The organism is Streptomyces sp. NPDC046821, from assembly GCF_040645335.1.
Taxonomy (GTDB): domain Bacteria; phylum Actinomycetota; class Actinomycetes; order Streptomycetales; family Streptomycetaceae; genus Streptomyces.
Genome location: NZ_JBEYYB010000004.1, coordinates 53329 through 75492 on the forward strand (window position 1 = coordinate 53329; position 22164 = coordinate 75492).

Annotated in this window: 16 protein-coding genes; 13 read left to right on the forward strand and 3 right to left on the reverse strand. The window is 71.6% G+C overall.

The features are described 5' to 3' along the window. Positions 1-71: 71 nt before the first annotated feature. Positions 72-1808: an MFS transporter gene (locus ABZ893_RS09005; protein ID WP_361399158.1), complete on the forward strand. Its 1737-nt coding sequence runs from the start codon at positions 72-74 to the stop codon at positions 1806-1808. A gap of 132 nt (positions 1809-1940) precedes the next feature. Here the strand turns inward: ABZ893_RS09005 and sepF are convergent, their stop codons facing one another. Beyond that, positions 1941-2393, reverse strand: a complete 453-nt coding sequence (sepF, locus tag ABZ893_RS09010) for a cell division protein SepF (protein WP_361399161.1) — start codon at positions 2391-2393, stop codon at positions 1941-1943. Positions 2394-2683: 290 nt separating this feature from the next. Between sepF and ABZ893_RS09015 the strand changes: the two genes are divergently transcribed. Beyond that, positions 2684-4090 (forward strand): DUF5685 family protein, encoded by a 1407-nt coding sequence (locus ABZ893_RS09015; protein ID WP_361399164.1) that lies wholly within the window; start codon positions 2684-2686, stop codon positions 4088-4090. A 62-nt stretch (positions 4091-4152) separates the two neighbouring features. On the opposite strand, the gene ABZ893_RS09020 is transcribed toward ABZ893_RS09015, so the two are convergent. After that, positions 4153-5121, reverse strand: a complete 969-nt coding sequence (locus ABZ893_RS09020) for an ABC transporter substrate-binding protein (RefSeq protein ID WP_361399167.1) — start codon at positions 5119-5121, stop codon at positions 4153-4155. Between the two features lie 445 nt (positions 5122-5566). On the opposite strand from ABZ893_RS09020, the gene ABZ893_RS09025 reads away from it, so the two are divergent. The 9 genes from ABZ893_RS09025 to ABZ893_RS09065 all read left to right on the forward strand — a co-directional run bounded on the left by ABZ893_RS09025 (position 5567) and on the right by ABZ893_RS09065 (position 16205). Further along, positions 5567-6433 carry an amino acid ABC transporter permease gene (locus ABZ893_RS09025; RefSeq protein ID WP_361399171.1) on the forward strand — a complete coding sequence of 289 codons (867 nt, stop codon included), beginning with the start codon at positions 5567-5569 and terminating at the stop codon, positions 6431-6433. Further along, complete coding sequence (locus ABZ893_RS09030; protein ID WP_361399174.1) at positions 6430-8193, forward strand: FAD/NAD(P)-binding protein; 1764 nt, start codon at positions 6430-6432, stop codon at positions 8191-8193. Before ABZ893_RS09025 ends, ABZ893_RS09030 begins: the two co-directional genes overlap by 4 nt. Before the next feature lie 78 nt (positions 8194-8271). After that, the gene (locus ABZ893_RS09035; RefSeq protein WP_361399177.1) at positions 8272-9174 is read left to right on the forward strand and encodes an amino acid ABC transporter permease; all 903 of its coding nucleotides are present in this window, start codon (positions 8272-8274) and stop codon (positions 9172-9174) included. 8 nt (positions 9175-9182) lie between these two features. Further along, positions 9183-9935 carry an amino acid ABC transporter ATP-binding protein gene (locus ABZ893_RS09040; RefSeq protein ID WP_361400166.1) on the forward strand — a complete coding sequence of 251 codons (753 nt, stop codon included), beginning with the start codon at positions 9183-9185 and terminating at the stop codon, positions 9933-9935. Between the two features lie 46 nt (positions 9936-9981). Next, positions 9982-10959 (forward strand): ABC transporter substrate-binding protein, encoded by a 978-nt coding sequence (locus ABZ893_RS09045; RefSeq protein ID WP_361399180.1) that lies wholly within the window; start codon positions 9982-9984, stop codon positions 10957-10959. A 205-nt stretch (positions 10960-11164) separates the two neighbouring features. Further along, positions 11165-12244, forward strand: a complete 1080-nt coding sequence (locus ABZ893_RS09050) for an LLM class flavin-dependent oxidoreductase (RefSeq protein WP_361399183.1) — start codon at positions 11165-11167, stop codon at positions 12242-12244. Continuing rightward, positions 12241-13605: an NtaA/DmoA family FMN-dependent monooxygenase gene (locus tag ABZ893_RS09055; protein WP_361399186.1), complete on the forward strand. Its 1365-nt coding sequence runs from the start codon at positions 12241-12243 to the stop codon at positions 13603-13605. Before ABZ893_RS09050 ends, ABZ893_RS09055 begins: the two co-directional genes overlap by 4 nt. A gap of 299 nt (positions 13606-13904) precedes the next feature. Further along, a complete protein-coding gene (locus ABZ893_RS09060; RefSeq protein WP_361399189.1) occupies positions 13905-14807 on the forward strand; it encodes a S1 family peptidase in 903 nt (300 codons plus the stop codon). Positions 14808-15122: 315 nt separating this feature from the next. Next, positions 15123-16205, forward strand: a complete 1083-nt coding sequence (locus ABZ893_RS09065) for a S1 family peptidase (RefSeq protein ID WP_361399192.1) — start codon at positions 15123-15125, stop codon at positions 16203-16205. Positions 16206-16283: 78 nt separating this feature from the next. Here ABZ893_RS09065 and ABZ893_RS09070 read toward each other — a convergent pair whose 3' ends face one another. Continuing rightward, a complete protein-coding gene (locus ABZ893_RS09070) occupies positions 16284-17351 on the reverse strand; it encodes a DUF3533 domain-containing protein (RefSeq protein ID WP_361399195.1) in 1068 nt (355 codons plus the stop codon). A 218-nt stretch (positions 17352-17569) separates the two neighbouring features. On the opposite strand from ABZ893_RS09070, the gene ABZ893_RS09075 reads away from it, so the two are divergent. Further along, positions 17570-21058 (forward strand): DNA polymerase III subunit alpha, encoded by a 3489-nt coding sequence (locus ABZ893_RS09075; protein ID WP_361399197.1) that lies wholly within the window; start codon positions 17570-17572, stop codon positions 21056-21058. After that, complete coding sequence (locus ABZ893_RS09080; protein WP_361399200.1) at positions 21055-22035, forward strand: hypothetical protein; 981 nt, start codon at positions 21055-21057, stop codon at positions 22033-22035. Before ABZ893_RS09075 ends, ABZ893_RS09080 begins: the two co-directional genes overlap by 4 nt. Positions 22036-22164: the final 129 nt, after the last annotated feature.

Sequence of the window (22164 nt, forward strand, 5' to 3'; positions counted from 1 at the left end):
TTCCGGCCGCAACCGCGGGGAATCTCCACCCCGCGGATCCGCCGAGAGCGAGGCCACTGGGAGGTACGTACATGACCGGGACGACCACGGCCACAGCGCCCTTCCGTCTTCGGGCCGCCGGAGCCAATCGCTGGGTCGTCCTCGTCGTCCTGTGCACCAGCCTGCTGCTCGTCGCCCTCGACGCGACCGTGCTGCACGTCGCCGTCCCCGCCGTCACCCGCGAGCTGCACCCGTCCGCGGTCCAGCTGCTGTGGATCGTCGACGCCTACCCGCTGATCTGCGCGGCGCTCCTGATCCTCTTCGGCACGCTCGGCGACCGCGTCGGCCGCAGACGCGTCCTGCTCCTCGGCTACGGGCTCTTCGGCGCGGCCTCCGCGCTCGCCGTGTTCGCCACGACACCCCACGTCCTGATACTGGCCCGCGCCCTGCTCGGCGTCGGCGGCGCGATGATCATGCCCGCGACCCTGTCGGTCCTGCGCGCGGTCTTCCCCGACCGGCGCGAGAGAGCGGTGGCGATCGGCGTCTGGTCCGCGGTCGCCGCGATCGGCGCGGCCACCGGGCCGGTCCTCGGCGGCTTCATGGTCGAGCACTTCTGGTGGGGCTCGGTCTTCCTGATCAACATCCCGCTGATGGCCGTCATGCTGCCGCTCGGCCGCCTCATCCTCCCCGAGTCCAAGGGCCGCTCCGACGGCCCGTGGGACGTGGTCGGCGCCCTGATGGCGGCCGCCGGAATGCTGGGCGTCGTCTACGGCGTGAAGCGCCTCGGCGTGCACCGCCACGTCCTCGACGTGCCCACCCTCGGCCCGCTGCTGGTCGGCATCGCCCTGCTGATCGTCTTCGTACGCCGGCAGCGGCGCCGCGAGCACCCGCTCATCGACATGAAGATGTTCTCCCGGCCCGCCTTCTCCACGGCGGTCGGCTGCATCGTCCTCGCGATGCTCGCCCTGGTCGGCCTGGAACTGATAGCCGTCCAGTACCTCCAGCTCGTCCTCGGCCTGACCCCGCTGCAGACCGGTGTACGGCTGCTGCCGCTCACCTTCGCGGCCATGGCGGCCGGCGTCCTCGGCTCGGCACAGCTGCGCCGATTCGGCCCGCGACTCATGGTGTCGTCCGGCTTCGTCCTCACCGCCGCCGCGGTGCTCATGCTGACGCTCATGGGCCAGCACGACCGCCCGGGGCTGCTCATCTCGGGCTTCGTCCTGCTCGGCTTCGGCCTCCAGACCACCCTCTTCGGGGCGTACGAGTCGATGCTCACGGAGGCGTCGGCACAGGACGCGGGCGGGGCGGCGGCCATCGGCGAGACCTCGTACCAGCTCGGCGCCGGTATGGGCATCGCGCTGCTCGGCTCCGTCATGAACGCCGCCTACGCGCCCGGCCTCGCCAAGGTCGGCGGGGTGCCCGGATCCGCGACCGCGCAGGCGCGCAACTCGCTCGGCGAGGCGTACCAGATCGCGACGCGGCTCGGCGGCACGGCCGGGGAGGCGCTGCGCCAGGCCGCCCGGGTCGCCTTCGTCCACGGGCTGCACGTGACGCTGTACGTGAGCGCCGGGCTCCTGCTGGTCGGCGCGCTGGCCGCGCTGCGGCTGCCCCGGCACATGGAGAGCGACGTGGCGGAGACGGAAGACGCGGCGGACGTCACCGGGGACATGGCCGGCGCGGGGGCCGCGGCCGGCGCGGTGGAAACCGTCGGCGCGGTGGAAGCGGCCGACGTGGTGCCGGCGGCTCGTACGGCGGGTGCCGCGGGCCCGGCGAAGATCGGACCCCAGCGCGGTCCCGAGCCGGTCGGGGCGGAGTCCACCGTCGCGTGACGCCCGCGCGCGACGGGGGAGCGGGTGACGACCCGGCCCGGAGGCCGAGCCCTGCCCCTACCCGCCTGTGACGCGGGACGGCCCGCATAGCCGACTGGCTGGAGAACTCAGCCGGCTGCTTGAAGAACCCGCTCAGCTCTGGTTGAAGAAACCGTCCACCGGACGGCTCGCCGCCTCGCCGTTGAGCACCTGCGTGTCGGCGGGGCTCAGCAGGAACACGCGGGTCGCCACGCGCTCGATGGAGCCCCGCAGCCCGAACGTGAGCCCGGCCGCGAAGTCGACGACGCGCTTGGCGTCCCCGGGCTCCATGGCCGTGAGGTTGATGATGACCGGGACGCCCTCCCGGAACATCTCGCCGATGCCGCGGGCGTCCCGGAAACCGTCCGGGGTGACCGTGCCGATCCGGCGGCCCTGCTCCTCGGCGGACTCGGCCGCCACCTTCACGCGCGGGTCCGTGACCCAGGCGGCGTCGTTCCGGGGCTCGGACTCCTCGCCCCTGTCGTCGTCGTAACCGTCGTAGTAACGCTCGTCATCGTTGTCGTCGACGAGGCCAAGCCAGGCACTCGCCTTGCGCACCGATCCCATGGACGCCTCCTCTCACAGCGGTTCCTCTGCGTTCCGCATCCCTATGGTCGTCCATGATGCGGATGGTGCGCCAAGGGGATAGTCGCCGCGCGGGGTTTTCGTGACGGTACTGGTGCAGAGTCAACACGGCGCTGTCCCGGGAATCCCAAGGGTCGTACCCCGTACGGATGCTGACAGTGAGTGAAATATGATTCTTCGCGGCGTATGGGTGACGGCCGGGGCGTACGGGTGAATGGCTCCCCGGATACGATGCCGCAGTTTACGTCTTCGGGACCCTCGGGGGAGTCGTCTTGTTCGGAATCGTCAGGCCCTGCAGCCATCGCCTCGGCGAAGGGCTCAAGGCGCAGTGGATGGCCCATCTGTGCGGGCTGTGCCTGGCACTTCGGGGGGATCACGGGCAGTTCGCCCGGGTTGTCACGAACTATGACGGTTTGCTGATCTCGGTTCTGACGGAGGCTCAGACCGAGCACGTCGCCGGGGGACGGCGCACGGCGGGGCCCTGTCCGCTGCGCGGGATGCGCTCCGCGTCCGTCGCGCAGGGCGAGGGCGCCCGGCTCGCCGCCGCCGTCTCGCTCGTCCTCGCCTCGGCGAAGGTCCGCGACCACGTGGCCGACGGCGACGGCATCCTGGCCCGCAGGCCGGTGGCCGCCGCGGCCCGCCGGGTGGCCACCAAGTGGGGAAAGGCCGGGTCCCGCACCGGATCTGACGTCGGGTTCGACACCGCCGTACTGGTCGACGCCGTGGAACGCCAGATGGGGATCGAGGCGCTCGCGGGCCCCGGAACCCCGGTGCTCACCGTCACCGAACCCACCGAGACGGCCACCGCCGCCGCCTTCGCGCACACCGCCGTCCTCGCCGGACGGCCCGGCAACGCGGCACCGCTCGCCGAAGCCGGACGCCTCTTCGGACGGCTCGCGCATCTGCTGGACGCCGTCGAGGACAAGGAAGCTGACGCCGCGTCGGGTGCTTGGAACCCGCTCACGGCGACCGGCACGGACCTCACCGAGGCGCGCCGCCTCGCCGACGACGCCCTGCACGGCATCCGCCTCGCCCTGCGCGAGGTCGACTTCGCCGACGGGACGCTGGCGCATCTATTGCTGGCCCATGAGCTGCGGCGGTCCGTGGACCGGGCTTTCGGGGTGGCGTCATGTGCCCACGGCTCGGGGGCGGGGCATGGCTCGGGCGCGGGGCATGGGTCGGCGGAGGGGCGCGGAACGTACGGGTCCGGTCCGGCTTACGGCTCCGATCCGGCGGGCGGTGCGCACGCGCCCTCGGCCTCCACGCCGCAGCAGGGACCTGGACCTTGGGTGCCCACGGGGGCGTCGGGCCCGTACCTGCCGCCCGGATCCTCGGGTCCGTACGGGTCGCAGAACCCTTACGGCGGTGGGCAGGCGGGGCCCGGCGGACCGGCTGGGCCTGGTGGTCCCGGTGGTTCGGGCGGTTCCGGTGGGTTCGGTGGTGGGCCGTCGTTCCCGCCGCCGCCGAAGCCCGGCAAGCGCGGGATCCTCGCGGGGTGCGCGGCGGCCATCGGGCTCTGCTGCACCTGCAAGGTCTGCTGCGCCGACGAGTTCGAAGGCCCCTGGTCGCGGAAGAAGCGCGAGGGCTGGTGCGCGGACTGCTGCTCGAGCGACTGCGGCTGCGGCGACTGTGATTGTGACTGCGACTGCTGTGAGTGCTGCTCCTGCTGCGACTGCTGAGGCACGTGGTGAGCCCGGCGGAGGGGGCACGCCTCGCAGCCCCCTCGCCGGACGACGGCGCGTCAGTCCTTGATCTCCGGTGGCGAGATCTGTGACGTCTTGATCGCGGACGCGCTCGTGCCCCACTTCTTCAGGATCCGGTCGTACGTCCCGTCGGCGATCAGCTTGTTCACCGCCGCCCGGAACGCGGGCGCCAGCTTCGTGCCCTTCTTGAAGGCGAAGCCGACGTCGAGCCGGTGGAACTCGTTGAGGAACTTCAGCCCGTCCTGGTGCGCGACGGCGTACCGGAGTCCGTTGATGGTGCTCATGACGACGTCGGACCGGCCCTGCTGGAGGGACGACCAGATCGCGCTCTGGTCGGCGTACGTCTTCACGCTGTACGGCTTCTTCCCGGCGTCCGTGCAGAGGCGCTTGTTCTCCTCCAGGGTCGCCTCGAAAGTGGTGCCCGCGCCGGTCGCCACGTTCAGGCCGCACAGCCGGCTCAGGTCGGTGACCTTCTTGAGGTCGCTGTCCTTGCGGACCGCGAAGCCCTGGCCGTCGTTGATGTACGTGACGAAGTCGATGGTCCTGCGCCGCTCGTCCGTGACGCCGAAGTTGCCGGTGCCCACGTCGTACTTGCCGCTGCCGAGCGCGGGCAGGATCGCCTCGAAGCTCGCGGCCTCGCGCTTCAGCTTCAGGCCGAGGACGCGGGCGACGGCGTCGGTGAAGTCGATGTCCTGGCCGGCGGCGGTCCTGCCGTCCGGCAGGTAGAACGCGCCGGGCGGAGTGCCGCCGATCGAGCTGCCGACGGTGAGTGTGCCGCTCGCGCGGACATCTGCGGGGAGCAGCTCGGCCGCCGCCTTGTCCTTCTTGACCCCCTTCACGACATCGGTCGTGGGGATCTTGTCGCTCTTGCCCGCGGGCTGCGCGCCTCCCGCGGCGGCCTCGGGGTTCCCGGAACCGCAGCTCGTGAGCGCCAGAGTGGCCGCGGTGATGAGCGCGAACGCGGCGGGAATCCGCTTTCGCTGATGGACAGTCAAAGTCGAATGCATGGCGTGGAGTTCAGCCCTTCGGAGGCAACAGTCGCGCAGGGGTGACGAAAGAGGGGAGGGGTACGCGAGAACGCGTGAATGTGTGAAGGCGCGGACGAGTGTGCGCATTTGGGCGCACAACAAACGCGAAAAGGAAAAGCGAAGTGAAGAGAGAGACGCGCGCGACGGGCGTCAGAAGGGCATCAACAGGACGCTGACCACACTCGACCGAGGTCGATGTGAGAGCGCGTGACCAGCCACTGCTGCGGATGCATGGGCCAAGTGGAACAGGCATCCGTTTCCGCGTCAACTCACCTGAGACGGACGGCTCACAGTGTGGACAGCCTTGACAGCGGGCGCGGGCGTCCCCGTAATCTCGGCGCGGGACCGCTGCTGAGGGGCTCGGTCCGCAAGTGCTGTGTGAAGGCAAGACCGTGCTGGATTCCCATGCCCACGGAGCCTTCTCATGTCCTCGAACACGCTCGCACAACAGGTCGCGGCCGGCCCGCCTGCCACCTCTGACGCCGCCCCCGCTCACCCGCGCATCGTCCGCCGCCCCCATACGGGTCAGTGGCTCGCCGCAGCCGCCGTCCTGGCACTCCTCGCCTTCGTCGCCCAGTCCGTGATCCGCAACGACGCCTTCCAATGGGGCGTCGTCGCCGACTACTTCACCTCGGCGTCCATCCTGCGCGGACTCGTCCTCACCCTCTGGCTGACCGCCCTCGTCATGGCGCTCGGCTTCTCCCTCGGCACCCTGCTCGCCGTGATGCGACTGTCCGCCAACCCCGTGCTGCGCGCGGTGAGTTGGGGCTACGTCTGGCTGTTCAGGTCGATGCCGATCCTCGTCCAGCTGCTGTTCTGGTTCAACATCGGAGCGCTGTACCCGAAGATCCTCGGCGTACGGACCGTCGACCTGTTCGGGCCGGTCACCGTCGCCATCATCGGGCTCACCCTGCACGAGGCCGCGTACGCCGCCGAGGTGGTGCGCGGCGGCATCCTCTCCGTCGGGCGCGGACAGACCGAGGCCGCGCAGGCGCTCGGGCTCGGCAGGCTCACGCGGCTGCGGCGGATCGTCCTGCCGCAGGCCATGCGCAGCATCCTGCCGCCGGCCGGGAACATGCTGATCGGCACCCTCAAGGGCACGTCCATCGTCAGCGTCATCGCCGTACAGGACCTGCTGTACTCGGCCCAGCTCGTCTACCACCGCACCTACCAGGTCATCCCCCTGCTCCTGGTCGCCACCCTCTGGTACGTCACCGTCACCACCCTCCTGAGCGTCGGCCAGTTCTACGTCGAGCGGCACTTCGCACGCGGTGCGGAGCGCACGCGATGAGGCACTCACTGGTGATCGTGGGAGCCGGGCCGCGGGGGACCGGCATCCTGGAGCGGATCGCGGCGAACGCGCCGGGCCTGTACGCGGACCTCGGCCTCGACATCCACCTCGTCGACCCGTTCCCGCCGGGCGGCGGACGCGTCTGGCGGCAGGCCCAGTCCCCGCTGCTCTGGATGAACTCGCAGTCCCAGGACGTCACGATGTTCACCGACGACACCGTCGACATCGACGGGCCGGTGCTGCCGGGACCGAGCCTGCGCGAATGGGCGGAGCTCGACGGGCGGGCCTTCGCCGGCCGCCGCCTCCAGGGCGAGTACCTGAACTGGGTCCACGAGCGGTCGGTGGCCGCCCTTCCACCGGGCGTCACCGTCCATCACCACCCGCGCCGCGCCGTGCGTGTCGCCGGCCCGCGCGACGGCCGCCAGCAGGTGTGGCTCGACGGCAGGCCGCGCCCGCTGCTCGCCGACGCGGTGATCCTCGCCCAGGGCCACCTGGACGCCGAACTCGACCCGGAACAGGCGGAGTTGAGCGCCTACGCGCGCGAGCACGGGCTCGTCCATCTGCCGCCCGACTTCACCGCCGACAGCGACCTGTCCGTCCTGGCACCCGGCGAGGACGTCCTGGTGCGCGGCTTCGGGCTCGCCTTCGTCGACCTGATGGTGCTCCTGACCGAGGGGCGCGGCGGGCGGTACGAGGGGGACACGTACATACCCTCCGGGCGTGAGCCCGTGCTGCACGTCGGGTCCCGGCGCGGCGTCCCCTACCACTCCAAGATCGGCTACGACTGGACCGGTGAGCGCCCGCCGCTGCCGCGCTTCCTCGGGCCCGCCGAGATCGACGAACTCCTCGCGCGCCCAGGCGGGTTCGACTTCCGGCGTGACGTGTGGCCGCTCATCGACAAGGAGCTGGGCTTCGCCCACTACCACCGCCTGTTCACCGTCCACCCCGAGCGCGTCCGCGTCGCCTGGACCGACTTCGAGGAGAAGTACGCGGCCGCCGAACCGCTGAGCGCGGAACTCCAGGCGCTGGTGGGCTCCGCCGTGCCCGACCCGGCCGACCGCCTCGATCTCGCGGCCCTCGACCACCCGCTGGACGGCGTACGCCATGCCTCGTACGACGAGCTCCAGGAGGGGATGCGGGCCCGGATCGCCGCCGGGCTCGAACGCCGGCACGACCCGGAACACAGCCCTGACCTGGCCGTCTTCCTCGGGTTGCTCTCCGTGTACGGGCAGGTCGTGCGGCTCGGGGACATCGGGGACTGGTGGCACGGCTTCTTCAGTTCGCTCGCCTCCGGGCCGCCCGGACCCCGGCTGCGGCAGCTGCTCGCGCTGTCCCGGGCCGGGATCGTGAAGTTCGTCGGCGCGGACATGTGCGTCACGGCCGAGGCCGGTGTCTTCCGCGCCACGAGCGCCACCGTGCCCGGCGCCGTCGTCGAGACCCGCGCCCTCGTCGAGGCCCGCCTCCCGCACCCCACCCTCGCCCGCACCCGAGACCAGCTCCTGCGCACGCTGTACGAGGAGGGGGCGGCGGCAACCCCGGGCGGGCTCCTGGCCGTTGACCCCCGGGACGGGCGCATCCAGCACTGGGACGGCTCGGCGCATCCGCGCCGCTTCGCGCTCGGCCCGCACACGAACGCGCGCGGCGCCGGAGCGTTCACCCGGCCGCGTACGAACAGCCCCTCGTTCCGGCAGAACGACGCCACGGCCCGCGCGGTCCTGACCCTCCTGGGCGACCTGGCCTGTCGCGCCACGGCTGCCTGAGCGCGCGGCCTGTCGCGCCACGGCCGCCTGAGCGCGCACCTCTCCCGTAAGACCCCTTCACGTGACCGAGGAACCCCTATGTCCCTGACCAGTGATCCACCCATCGACAAAACGACATCCACCGCTCCCGTTCCAGCCACCGTCGACGTCGACTACGGCGCGCTGGAAGTGGTGCCCGTCCGTCACCCCTGGCGGTGGGCCGCCATCGCCGCGACCGCCGTCCTGCTCGCCCAGTTCGCGCACGGGTTCCTCACCAACTCCGGCTGGGAATGGGGGGTGTTCGCCGAGTTCTTCACCGCCGACGTGATCCTCAAGGCGGTGTGGACGACCCTCCAGCTCACGTTCTACGGAACGGCTCTCGGGTTCGCGCTCGGTGTCGTCCTCGCCTTCATGCGCCTGTCGGCCAGCCGGTTCCTGCGGGCCGTGTCCTTCGGCTACATCTGGGCGTTCCGGTCGATCCCGCTGATCGTGCAGCTGCTGTTCTGGTTCAACCTGGCTTATCTGTACAAGGAGTTGCAGTTCGGCATCCCCTTCGGGCCCGGCTTCCTCTCCTTCGACACGATGGGCCTGGTCGGCGCGATGAGCGCGGCCGTCCTCGGTCTCGCCCTGCACCAGGCCGCGTACGCCGCCGAGATCGTGCGCGGTGGCGTACTGGCCGTCGACAGCGGCCAGTTGGAGGCGGCGGCCGCGCTCGGCATCCCCCGGCTGCGGCAGATCCGCCGGATCGTGCTGCCGCAGGCCATGCGCTCGATCCTGCCCAACGCGGCCAACGAGGTCATCTCCCTCTTCAAGGGCACCTCGATCGTCTCCGTCATGGCCATCGGCGAGCTGTTCTACCAGGTCCAGGTCATCTACGGCCGCACCGGCCGCGTCGTCCCGCTCCTCATGGTCGCCACCGTCTGGTACGTGCTCCTGACCAGCGCACTCTCCGTCCTCCAGCACTACGTCGAACGCCACTACGCGAAGGGAACCACCCGATGAGCACGCCCATGGTGGACGTGAAGGCCGTCCACAAGAGCTTCGGATCGCTGGAGGTGTTGCGGGGCATCGACCTGGAGGTACGCGCCGGCGAGGTCACTGTCGTCCTCGGCCCGTCCGGTTCCGGCAAGTCCACGCTCCTGCGCACCATCAACCACCTGGAGAAGGTCGACAGCGGCTGGATCAGCGTCGACGGCGCCCTTGTCGGCTACCGCAGGTCCGGCGGCAAGCTGTACGAGCTGCGCGAGCGCGAGGTGCTCAGGCAGCGCACCCAGATCGGGTTCGTGTTCCAGAACTTCAACCTGTTCCCGCACCTCACGGTCCTGGAGAACATCGTCGAGGCGCCCGTCTCCGCCCTCAAGCGGCCCCGAGCCCAGGCCGTCGAGACCGCCCGCCGGCTCCTCGACCGGGTCGGACTCGCCGACAAGGCCGACGCCTACCCGAAGCAGCTCTCCGGCGGACAACAGCAGCGCGTCGCCATCGCCCGCGCCCTCGCGCTGGAACCGAAGCTGCTGCTCTTCGACGAGCCGACGTCGGCACTCGACCCCGAACTGGTCGGCGAAGTCCTCGACGTCATCAAGGACCTGGCCCTCCAGGGCACCACGATGATCGTCGTCACGCACGAGATCGGCTTCGCCCGGGAGGTCGCGGACACCGTCGTCTTCATGGACGAGGGCCGCATCGTCGAGCAGGGCGCGCCCGGCGACGTACTGGACGCCCCGCGCCACGAGCGCACGAAGGCGTTCCTCTCCAAGGTCCTCTGAGCCACACCTCCACCTCAACCAGCCTGTTTCATAAGGGAGTTCACCCATGCTTTCTCGCCGCACCCTCGCCCTGTCCGTCGCCGCTCTCGTCGCCGCGCCCCTGCTCAGCGCCTGCGGAGGTGCCACTGATGCCGCGACCCGCACCGGTGCCGCCAAGGGCGGGACAAACAAGGTCGGCGGCATCAACATCGGTCCCGACCAGCACCGCATCCACGTAAAGAAGGTCGACTCGATCGCGGCGAAGCTGCCCGCCGCCGTCCGCAAGCGCGGCACGCTGCGGCTCGGCGGCAGTGCCGACTCCTCCCCGCCACTCGGCTTCTACGCCACCGACGACAAGACCCGCATCGGCTCCGAGATAGACCTCGCGACCCTGGTCGCCGACACCCTCGGCCTCAAGGTCGAGTTCTCGGCGGTGTCCTGGGAGAACCTGTTCGTCGGCCTCGACAGCGGCAAGTTCGACGCCGTCTTCTCGAACGTCACCGTCACGGAGGAGCGCAAGCAGAAGTACGACTTCGCGACCTACCGGCTCGACAACATCGCGTTCGAGGCGAAGAAGGGCGCCGACTGGCGGGTCAAGGGGCCCAAGGACGTGGCAGGGAAGACCATCGCCGTCGCCTCGGGGACCAACCAGGAGAAGATCCTCGTCGACTGGAGCGCGCAGGACGAGAAGGTGGGCCTGAAGCCCGTCGACATCAAGTACTTCCAGAAGGACACCGACTACTACCTGGCACTCCAGTCCGGCCGGATCGACGGCTACCTCGGCCCGAGCCCCAGCGTCGCGTACCACGTGGCGACCGCCGGCCAGTCGCAGGTCATCGGCACGCTGTCCGGTGCGGGCGACAAGATCCAGGGGAAGATCGCCGCCACGACGAAGAAGGACAGCGGACTCGTCGACGCGTACGCGGCCGCCCTCGACCACGTGATCGAGGACGGGTCGTACGGGCGCGTCCTGAAGCGCTGGGGGCTGTCGAGCGAGGCGGTCGAGAAGTCGGAGATCAACCCGCCGGGCCTGCCGAAGCCGTGACCCGGCCTGCCGAAGCCGTGCCCCGGCTTGCCCAAGCGGTGACCGGGCCTGCCGAAGCCATGGCCCGGCCTGCCCAAGCGGTGACCGGGCCTGCCGAAGCCGTGACCCGGCCTGCCGAAGCCGTGGCCCGGCCTGGCCAAGCCGTGCTGCGGCCTGCCCAAGCCCCGGTCCGCCCGCACCCGCCTCTTCGTAGAAGGACCCGCCCATGACCACGCCCACCGGTCGCGGCCTGCTGCATCTCGCCGCCGCCGTCGACCAGCCCGACACCTACGACGCCGACCCCTACGTCTCCCTCACCCGCCTCGCCGAACGCGGCGCCCTGGACTTCGTCACCCTGGGAGACTCCTTCGGCCGGCCGGGGCCCGACGCGCTCGCCGTGTTGTCCCGGGTCGCCCCGGCCACCACCCGCATCGGCCTCGTGCCGACCGTCACCACCACCCACACCGAGCCCTTCCATGTGCAGGCCGCCGTCGCCACCCTCGACTGGGTGAGCCGGGGCCGGGCCGGGTGGCGGCCCGAGGTGTCCACCACCGAGGAGGAGGCCCGGCTCTTCGGCCGCAGGTCCGCCGCCCCGGCCGGGGAACTGTGGCGCGAGGCCGGTGAAGTCGCCGACGTGGCCGCCCGGTTGTGGGACAGCTGGGAGGACGACGCCGAGATCCGCTCCATTCCGACCGGCCGTTTCATCGACCGCGACAAGCTCCACCACGTCGACTTCAAGGGCAGTACGTTCTCCGTGCGCGGTCCCTCCATCGTGCCGCGCCCGCCCCAGGGTCACCCCGTCACCGTCGTCGACACCACGCAGCCCCACGCGCACGACGTCGCCGCCCGCCACGCCGACGTCGCCCTGGTGAACGCCTCAGGTCCGGCCCAGGCCGCCGCCGTCCGCGCGAGCCTGCGCCGCCGCGCCGCCGAGTACGGGCGGGACCCCGACACTCTGCGGGTCCTGGCAGCCCTGCGCGTCGACCTCGGCGGCGGCGAGCACGCCGCCGAGCCCGGCCACGGCGGTGGAGGACCGCTGCCGAGCGACCTCGGGCCGCTCTACCGGGGCGGCCCGGTCGACCTCGCCGACCTCATCGCCGCGTGGCACCGCGCCGGCGCCGTGGACGGCTTCCACCTCACGCCCGTCGAGCCGCGCCGTGACCTGGAACGGCTCGTCAACGGCACCGTGCCGCTGCTCCAGCACCGCGGCCTGTTCCGCACCTTCTACCCGGGCAGCACCTTCAGGGAGCACCTGGGGCTCGCCCGGCCCGCCAACCGGTACGCACTCGCGGGGGACCCGTCATGACCTCAACTGCCAATGCTCGTAAGCAGATTCATCTCGCCGCCCACTTCCCGGGCGTCAACAACACCACCGTCTGGGCCGATCCCCGGTCCCGCTCCCAGATCGACTTCGCTTCGTTCGAGCACCTGGCCCGCACCGCCGAACGCGGCCTGTTCGACTTCTTCTTCCTCGCGGAGGGGCTGCGGCTGCGCGAGCACAAGGGGCGTATCCACGACCTCGACGTCGTCGGGCGGCCCGAGTCCGTCACCGTCCTCAACGCGCTCGCCGCCGTCACCGAGCGCCTCGGTCTGGCCGCGACTGTCAACGCCACGTTCAACGAGCCCTACGAGATAGCCCGCAGGTTCGCCTCGCTCGACCACCTCAGCGGGGGCCGGGCCGCGTGGAACGTGGTCACCTCGTCGGACGCGTTCACCGGCGAGAACTTCCGCCGGGGCGGCTATCTCGACCGGGCGGACCGGTACACGCGGGCCGCCGAGTTCGTGGCGACAGCCCGCGAACTGTGGGACTCCTGGACACCGGAAGGGCGGCCGGGTTCCTTCGCGCACCGTGGCCAACACTTCGACATCCAGGGCGAGTTCACCCTCCCGCGTTCGCCGCAGGGGCACCCCGTGGTCATCCAGGCCGGGGACTCGCCGGAGGGCCGCGAGTTCGCCGCGTCGGCGGCCGACGTCATCTTCACCCGGCACGGCACCCTGGAGGCGGGCCGCGCGTTCTACGCCGATGTAAAGGGCCGGCTCGCCGCGTACGGCCGTACTCCCGAGGACCTGAAGATCATGCCGGGTGTCACCGTCGTCCTCGGCGACACCGCCGCCGAGGCCCAGGAGAAGGCCGCCGAGATCCGCCGGCAGCAGGTGTCCCCGCAGAACGCGCTCCTCGCCCTGGAGCAGGTCTGGGGCGTCGACCTCTCCGCGTACGACCCCGACGGGCCGCTGCCGGACATCGATCCGGTCGTCGACTCCGGGCTCTCGCAGGGCCGCACCCGGCGCGGTGACCCCTTCGCCGTCGCCGAGGAGTGGCGCGCCCTGTCGCGCGCCAAGGGGCTGTCCATCCGGCAGACCGTCATTGAGACCACCGCGCGGCAGTCGTTCATCGGGACCCCGCAGGCCGTCGCCGCCGAGCTGGAGGAGTTCGTGCGGACCGGCGCGGCCGACGGTTTCATCCTCGTCCCGCACCTCACCCCGGGCGGCCTCGACGAGTTCGTCGACCAGGTGGTGCCGGTGCTCCAGGAACGCGGCGTGTACCGCACCGAGTACACCGGGACGACCCTGCGCTCGCACCTGGGACTGCGGGAATCCGTGCATCCTGGCCAGGTTCCGGCCACTCCCGGGTCCGCTTCCGGCCGCCTGGCGGCACCCGTTCGGTGAAATCCGGTTGGGTGAACGGAACCTGGCGGGCCGTCACTCCGTCGAACAAGGCGGCCGAGCCCCGGCGGGACGCGGAGAACCGCGTACGCCGCCGGGGCATCTGGCCGTGCGTTCGGCCGGACGGCCGAAAGGCGCCCTTGTGCGGGCCAGTTGAACGGCCGAATACTCCCCACAGCGCTTGTCAGGGGCATCCCATCTTCGTAGGCGTTCCGCATCCGGACCGTCTGCCGGGCCGCTGGCTGCGCCTCACGGGCCCCGACCCCACGCGGGCCCCCGACTTCCCTCGGGAGGAACGACCAGTGAGGATCAAGCGCACCACCCCCCGCAGTGGCATCTCGAGACGGACCCGGATCATCTCCGTGGCCTCCGGGCTCGTCGCCATCGGCGCACTCGCCGTACCCGCGGCCAACGCGTCGAACGCCCCCGTCGCGCACACCTTCAGCGCGACCGAGCTCGCCCAGGCCGGCAAGTCCGTCCTGAAGTCCGATGTGCCGGGCACCGCCTGGGTCGTCGACCAGAAGACCAAGCAGCTCGTCGTCACCGTCGACAGCACCGTCTCGCAGGCCGAGATCGCCCAGATCCGCAAGGACGCGGGCGGCAACGCCGGGGCCCTGAAGATCGAGCGCACCCCGGGCACGTTCAAGAAACTGGTCTCCGGCGGCGATGCCATCTATGCGAGTAGCTGGCGCTGCTCGCTCGGCTTCAACGTCCGCTCGGGCACCACCTACTACTTCCTGACCGCGGGTCACTGCACCTCCGGCGCGGGCACCTGGTGGTCGAACTCGACGCACACGTCGACGCTCGGCACGACCGCGGGATCCAGCTTCCCGGGCAACGACTACGGCATCGTCAAGTACAGCTCGACGACGCACCCCGGCACCGTCGGCAGCCAGGACATCACCAGCGCGGCGACGCCGTCCGTGGGGACCACGGTCACCCGGCGCGGCTCCACGACCGGCATCCACAGCGGCAAGGTCACCGCGCTCAACGCCACCGTGAACTACGGCGGCGGCGACATCGTCTCCGGCCTCATCCAGACCACGGTCTGCGCCGAGCCCGGCGACTCCGGCGGCCCGCTCTACGGCGGCACCACGGCGTACGGTCTGACCTCCGGCGGCAGTGGTAACTGCACGTCAGGCGGTACGACGTACTTCCAGCCGGTCACCGAGGCGCTCAGCGCGTACGGGGTGAGCGTGTACTGACCCAGGCTCCACGAGCCCCCGCACGGCAACCGCCGTGCGGGGGCTCACTCTTGGGCCGTGACCGGCGAGATCCGGACAGGCGTAGACCTCACGCATCGCAGACCGTGCCTCTGCGCGGAGTGTTTGCAGTGGGAACCGACGTGGTGCGAAAGGTGCGCGCACCGGACACCTGGGCGTACGCCGCCGTTCGCACACGCGTCCTGAAGTGAGCCTTGTGTGTCCCCGGGGGCGCCGAGATAGTGGGCGGCGTCAACCTACGGGACCGGCGCCGCACCCCACTGCGGCCGGTTCCGACCCCCCACAGGAGGACACGAGTTGAAGCACCGACGCATATCCAAGCGGCGTGCCGCCGTGACCGGAGCGGGCATCGCCGCTCTCGTCGTCGCGGGAGTCACCTTCCAGACTGCGAACGCGAGCACCGAGACCCCGGAGCGCGCCCCACTGACCCTGTCGGTCGCGAAGGCCGGAAATCTCGCCTCGTCCCTGACCGAGAACCTCGGCGCGGACTCGGCGGGCACCTACTACGACGCGCGGGCCAGGCACCTCGTCGTGAACGTCCTGAACCAGGACGCGGCGAACGTGGTGCGGTCGGCCGGCGCCCAGGCCAGAGTCGTCCAGAACTCCCTGGCCGAACTGAAGAGCGCCCGCGCCACCCTCAAGCGGGACGCGACGATCCCCGGCACCTCATGGACGGTGGACCCGGCGACGAACAAGGTCGTCGTCACCGCGGACCGCACGGTCGGCGCCGCCGCCTGGAACAAGCTGGGCAAGGTCGTCGACGGCCTCGGCTCCAAGGCCCAACTCCAGCGCATCAAGGGGGAGTTCAAGCCCCTGATCGCGGGCGGCGACGCCATCACCGGCAGCGGCGGCCGGTGCTCGCTCGGCTTCAACGTCGTCAAGGACGGCCAGCCGTACTTCATCACGGCCGGGCACTGCACCGAGGCGATCTCGACCTGGTCGGACTCCAGCGGTCAGCAGATCGGCACCAACGCGCAGTCCAGCTTCCCCGACAACGACTTCGGGCTCGTCAAGTACACCGCGGACGTGCCGCACCCCAGCGAGGTCGACCTGTACAACGGCTCCGCGCAGCAGATCACCAAGGCCGGCGACGCGACCGTCGGCATGAAGGTCCAGCGCTCCGGCTCCACGACCCATGTCCACGACGGCACCGTCACCGGCCTGGACGCCACCGTGAACTACGGCAACGGCGACATCGTCAACGGCCTCATCCAGACCGACGTCTGCGCCGAACCCGGGGACAGCGGCGGCTCGCTCTTCTCGGGCGACACCGCGATCGGCCTCACCTCGGGCGGCAGCGGTGACTGCACGTCCGGCGGGGAGACGTTCTTCCAGCCGGTCACGGAGGCGCTGTCGACGTTCGGCGCGCAGATCGGCTGAGTCTTCGTAAGGGGCTGAGTCTTTGTAAGTACAGGTGAGGGGCCGGTCCGTCGTCGTCGGACCGGCCCCTCGTGCTGCTCAGGCTTCGGCGGGCGCCGGTGCCGGTTGCCGGCGTCTCACGCGGAACTCGGCGGCGGCCATCGTGATCACGACGCCGCCCACCGCCCACCCGGACAGCACCAGCAGCGGACCGGTGACGGCGTTGCCCTGGAAGTAGGCGATCGAGCGGGCCACCCAGGTGCCCGCGCCCGGCGGCAGGGACGGGCCGATCGCGTTCCAGAACGGCGGCAGCATCGGATACGGGAAGGCGCCGCCCGCGCTCGGGTTGCCCCCGATCACGATGATCAGGATCGCCAGGCCGATGCCCACGATGCCGAAGAGCCCTTGCAGCGCGAGCGTCGCCGCGCCGACCGCGAAGGTCACCAGGGCGCCCAGACCCCACAGCGCCCAGACGCTCCCCGGCAGTGCGCCGAGGATCGGTCCGATGATGACGGCGCCGCCGATCCCGCCGACGATCGACATGAGCGCCAGGGCGCCGAGCCGGATGGCCGCGCGATGGGGGTTGGAGGGCCGGGCGCCGCTGCTGATCGCGAGGATCGAGGCGCACAGGTAACCGCCGACGGACCAGCCGACGACCAGGTAGAAGGCCGACAGGCCGTCGAAGTCCTCGGAGGAGGCCGGGGCCACGTCGACGGTCCGCACGGTGCGCTGCTGGCCCAGTTCGAGTGTGCTGACGAGCCTGTCGAGAGAGGCGGCGAGGACGGTGCCGCCGCCGGAGGCGACGAGCAGAGTGTCGGTGGTGCCCGCCGGGTTGATGATCAGGGCCCCGTCGAGGTCCCGGTTCATGACCTTCTGGCGGGCGGCCTTCGCGTCGCTGACCGTCCGGGCGTCGAGCGGACTGCCGGGGAGCTTGCCGAGCTGGGTGACCGCCTGCTGGGAGATGGCGGGGAGCGGTGCGGTGATGCCGAACGGCACGTTCCTCGGCTTCGGGTCGTGCAGCGCCCCGACGTAGGAGGTGATGAAGAGCAGCTGGAGGGCGAGCACGCCGATGACGAGCAGCGCGGCCCGCGGTGTGACGGCGCTCTTCACTTCGTCGAGGAAGTTTCCTCGCGGGGCGCCGGGCGGGGTGTCGGCTGTCTGCGTCATGCCTCCACGGTCCGGGGGCCGGTGGGCTCGCGCAGTCAGGGTGGGGCTGAACGGGTGCACGGAGTGGTGACCTGGGGTGCCCAGGGCTGTGACCTCGAGTGCCTGACCTCGTACAGGTGTCGCACCTAGGTGTCGCCCGTAGGTGTCTTAGGTGTCGCACATGCGTTCGAACCTGGTCTATGGTGGGTGGTGGGGAGGCGAGAGGATCGGTTCGACATATGCGGGAGGTGCGTGTGCCAGGGTTCACGCATCTGCACACCGTCTCCGGGTTCTCCCTCAGGTACGGGGCCTCGCACCCGGAGCGGCTCGCCGAGCGTGCCGTCGAACGGGGCATGGATGCCCTCGCCCTCACCGATCGGGACACCCTCGCGGGCGCGGTCCGGTTCGCCAAGGCCTGCGACCGGGCGGGGGTGCGGCCCCTGTTCGGCACGGACCTCGCGGTCACCGGCCCCGAAACGCGTGACGGTGCCCCCGCCGAGCGGCGCCGCCAGCCCGTGCGCGGCGGCGCCTTCATCGACGAGTCAACCCCGCGCGCCACCTTCCTCGCCCGCGACGGCGCGCAGGGCTGGGCCGCCCTGTGCCGCCTGGTCACCGCCGCCCACGCCACCGGCGAGACCCGGCTGACCTGGGCGGACAACCACGGCGACGGCCTGACCGTGCTGCTCGGCCCCGCGTCCGACGTCGGCCGCGCGCTCGCCGCGGGCCGCCCCGACCGGGCCGCGCGCCTGCTCGCCCCCTGGCGGGAGGTCTACGGCGACGCCCTGCGCCTCGAAGCCGTCCACCACGGCCGCGAGGGCACGGGCCCCGGCTCGCTGCGCCTCGCCGCCCGCACCGTCGGCTTCGCCGCCGAACAGGGCGTGCGCCCCGTCCTCAGCAACGACGTCCGGTACGCCGACCCGGGCATGGGCCCGGTCGCCGACGTCCTCGACGCCGCCCGCCGCCTCGTCCCGATCGACCCCCGCAAGGAACTCGACAGCGGCGAACGCTGGCTCAAGGGCCCCGACGCCATGCTGCGCACCGCCGAGCGCGTCGTGGAGGCCGCCGGTTTCCGCAGCGACGCCGCGTACCGGCTGCTCGAACAGACCAGGGCCGTGGCCGACGAATGCCTCGTCGACCCCGAGCGGGACCTCGGCATCGGTTCCGTGCACTTTCCCGAACCGCGGCTCGTCGGCGCCGGACGCCGCACCGCGCAACGGGTCCTCGCCTCGCGCGCGACGGCGGGAATGCTGCGCCTCGGGTACGCCGGGAAGCGGGACTACTGGGAGCGGATGCACCACGAGCTGGACATCATCGCGTACCACGACTTCGCCACCTATTTCCTGACGGTCGCTCAAGTAGTCGACGACGTACGGCATATGGGCATCCGGGTCGCCGCGCGCGGCTCCGGCGCCGGGTCGCTCGTCAACCATCTGCTCGGCATCGCGGCCGCGGACCCGGTCGAGCACGGGCTCCTCATGGAGCGCTTCCTGTCCAAGCGCCGCTCCGTGCTGCCCGACATCGACATCGACGTGGAGTCGGCCCGCCGCCTGGAGGTCTACCGCGCGATCATCGACCGGTTCGGCCCCGAGCGCGTCGCGGCCGTCTCGATGCCGGAGACGTACCGCGTCCGCCACGCCGTACGCGACGTGGGCGCCGCCCTGTCCATGGACCCGGCCGACATCGACCGGATCGCCAAGTCCTTCCCGCACATCCGCGCCCGCGACGCCCGCGCGGCGCTCGAAGAGCTGCCCGAACTGCGGCAGATCGCACAGGAGTTGGGGAACCGTGACCGCCTGTGGGAGCTGGTCGAGGCGCTGGACGCGCTGCCGCGGGGCATCGCCATGCACCCGTGCGGGGTGCTGCTCTCGGACGCCTCGCTGCTCGCCCGTACGCCCGTCGTGCCGACCAGCGGTGACATCCCGGACAACTCCGGCGGCGGGGGAGGCTCACCCTTCCCCATGTCGCAGTTCGACAAGGAGGACGTCGAGGATCTCGGCCTGCTCAAGCTCGACGTGCTCGGGGTGCGGATGCAGTCGGCGATGGCGCACGCGGTCGCCGAGACCGAGCGGGCGACCGGCGCCGTGCTGGACCTGGACGCGGTGCCGTCCGGCGACCCGGAGACGTACCGCCTGATCAAGTCGACCGAGACGCTCGGCTGCTTCCAGATCGAGTCGCCGGGCCAGCGTGACCTGGTGGGGCGGCTCCAGCCGGCCACGTTCCACGACCTCGTGGTCGACATCTCGCTGTTCCGGCCGGGGCCCGTCGCCGCCGACATGGTGCGGCCGTTCATCGAGGCGCGGCACGGGCGCGCGCCGGTCCGCTATCCGCACCGCGATCTGGAGGGCCCGCTGAAGGAGACGTACGGGGTCGTCGTCTTCCACGAGCAGATCATCGAGATCGTGAACATCATGACGGGCTGCGGGCGCGACGAGGCGGACCGGGTCAGGCGCGGGCTGTCCGACCCCGAGTCGCAGGGCCGCATCCGGCTCTGGTTCGCCCAGCAGGCGGCGGCGCACGGCTACGACGCCGACACGATCACCCGCACCTGGGAGATCGTCGAGGCCTTCGGTTCGTACGGGTTCTGCAAGGCGCACGCCGTCGCCTTCGCCGTGCCGACGTACCAGTCGGCGTGGCTGAAGGCCCATCATCCGGCAGCGTTCTACGCCGGGTTGCTCACGCACGACCCCGGGATGTACCCGAAGCGGCTGATCCTCGCGGACGCGCGGCGGCGCGGGGTGCCGGTCCTTCCGCTGGACGTGAACAAGTCCGCGGTCGCTCACCGGATCGAACTGGTGTCTGATAAGGGGAGTGGGGAGAAGAAGTGGGGCGTGCGGCTCGCGCTCAGTGACGTGCACGGCATCAGCGAGGCCGAGGCCGCCCGGATCGAGGAGGGACAGCCCTACGCCTCACTGCTCGACTTCTGGGAGCGGGCCAGGCCCAGCAGGCCGCTCGCGCAGCGCCTCGCCCAGGTCGGCGGACTCGACGCGTTCGGCGCCAACCGGCGCGACCTGCAGCTCCATCTGACGGAACTCCACCGCGGGGCGCGCGGGTCCCGGGGTGCCCAACTGCCGCTGTCCGGCGGACGCGGCACCGCCCCGGCCGGCCTGCCCGACCTCGGCGACGCCGAACGGCTCAGCGCCGAACTCGGCGTCCTCGGCATGGACGCGTCCCGCCACCTCATGGGCGACCACGAGAAGTTCCTCGAAGAGCTCGGGGTGCTGACGGCCCGGCGCCTGCGCGAGGCCGAACACGGCCGGGTCGTCCTGGTAGCGGGCGCCAAGGTGGCCACCCAGACCCCGCCGATCCGCTCCGGCAAACGCGTCATCTTCACGACCCTGGACGACGGCACGGGCCTGGTCGACCTGGCCTTCTTCGACGACGCCCACGCCGCGTGCGCGCACACCGTCTTCCACTCGTGGCTCCTCCTCGTACGCGGCACGGTCCAGCGGCGCGGCCCCCGCAGCCTCAGCGTGGTCGGCGCCGCCGCGTGGAACCTCGCCGACCTCGTCGAGATCCGCAGGGAAGGCGGCCTCGACGCGGTGGCCCGGCGCCTCGCCGAACCGGCACCGCAGCCGCCGTCCGACGAGGACGACCCGGTGGACGGCCGCCGTATCCGCATGGCCACCGGATACGAGATGCACCCCTGGGCGGACCTGCGCCCCGCGGGCGACAGCCCGGCCGGCCCGCCCCGCAAACTGTGGCACCAGAGCCCCGGGAGCGCGGGATGACCACTCTGTACGTACGGTTCCTGGCGCCGCGCCACCGCGACGCGGACGCGGTGCTGCCTCAACTCGTCGACCTGCTCGGCGAGTTCAGCCCGGTCGTCGAGGCGCTGCCGCCCGACGCGGCCCTCGTCGACCTGGGCGGCGCCGTGCGCTACTTCGGCCGGGACGCCGTGGAACTCGCCGCCGTGATCCGGGTCCGGGCGCTCGCCCTGTACGGGGCGGAGTGCGTCATCGGCGCGGGCCCCGGACCGATGCTGGCGCGGATGGCCGCGCGGACGGCCTCGCCCGGGGTGACCACCGTCGTACCCGAAGACCCCGGCGCCGTGGCGGAGTTCCTCGCCCGGCAGCCGGTCTCCGCGCTGCCCGGCATCGGCGCCTCGACCGCCCGCACCCTGTGCGAGTACGGCCTCGACACCCTCGACCGCGTGGCCGCCGCACCCCAGGGCACCCTGCAACGGCTCACCACCGCCCGCATCGGCCGCGAACTGCACGAGAAGGCGCGCGGCATCGACCGCACCCGCGTCACCCCGGGCGCCGCCACCCGCTCGACCGCCGCCGAACGCCCCTTCCCGCGCGACGAGATCGACCCCTACCGGCACCGCCGCGCCCTGCTCTCCCTCGCCGACGAACTGGGCGCCCGGCTCCGCGACGGCAAACAGGTGTGCCGCTCGCTCACCCTCACCGTCCGCTACGCCGACCGGTCCACGACCACCCGCTCCCGCACACTCCCCGAACCCACCGCGCACACGGCCACGCTGTCGTCCGCCGCGTACCGGATGTACGAGGCGCTAGGCCTCCAGCGCGCCAGGGTGCGCTCCCTCGCCCTGCGCGCGGAGGGGCTCCGCCCGGTCGAGGGGTCCGCCCGGCAGCTGACCTTCGACCCCACGGACGAGAAGACACGAGCGCTGGAGGCCGTCGCCGACCGGGCCCGCGCGAGGTTCGGCCCGGGGACGATCGTGCCGGGGGCGCTGGCGGCGTAGCCCGTAGGTCCTGGTCGGGCGCCGACACGGTCCTGGTCGGGCGCCGGCAGTCGCGCCGACAGTTTTTGCCGACACGTAACTTCACTCCGGTGCTACTGGCGCGTAATTTAGCCGCAGTACAGCATCCTC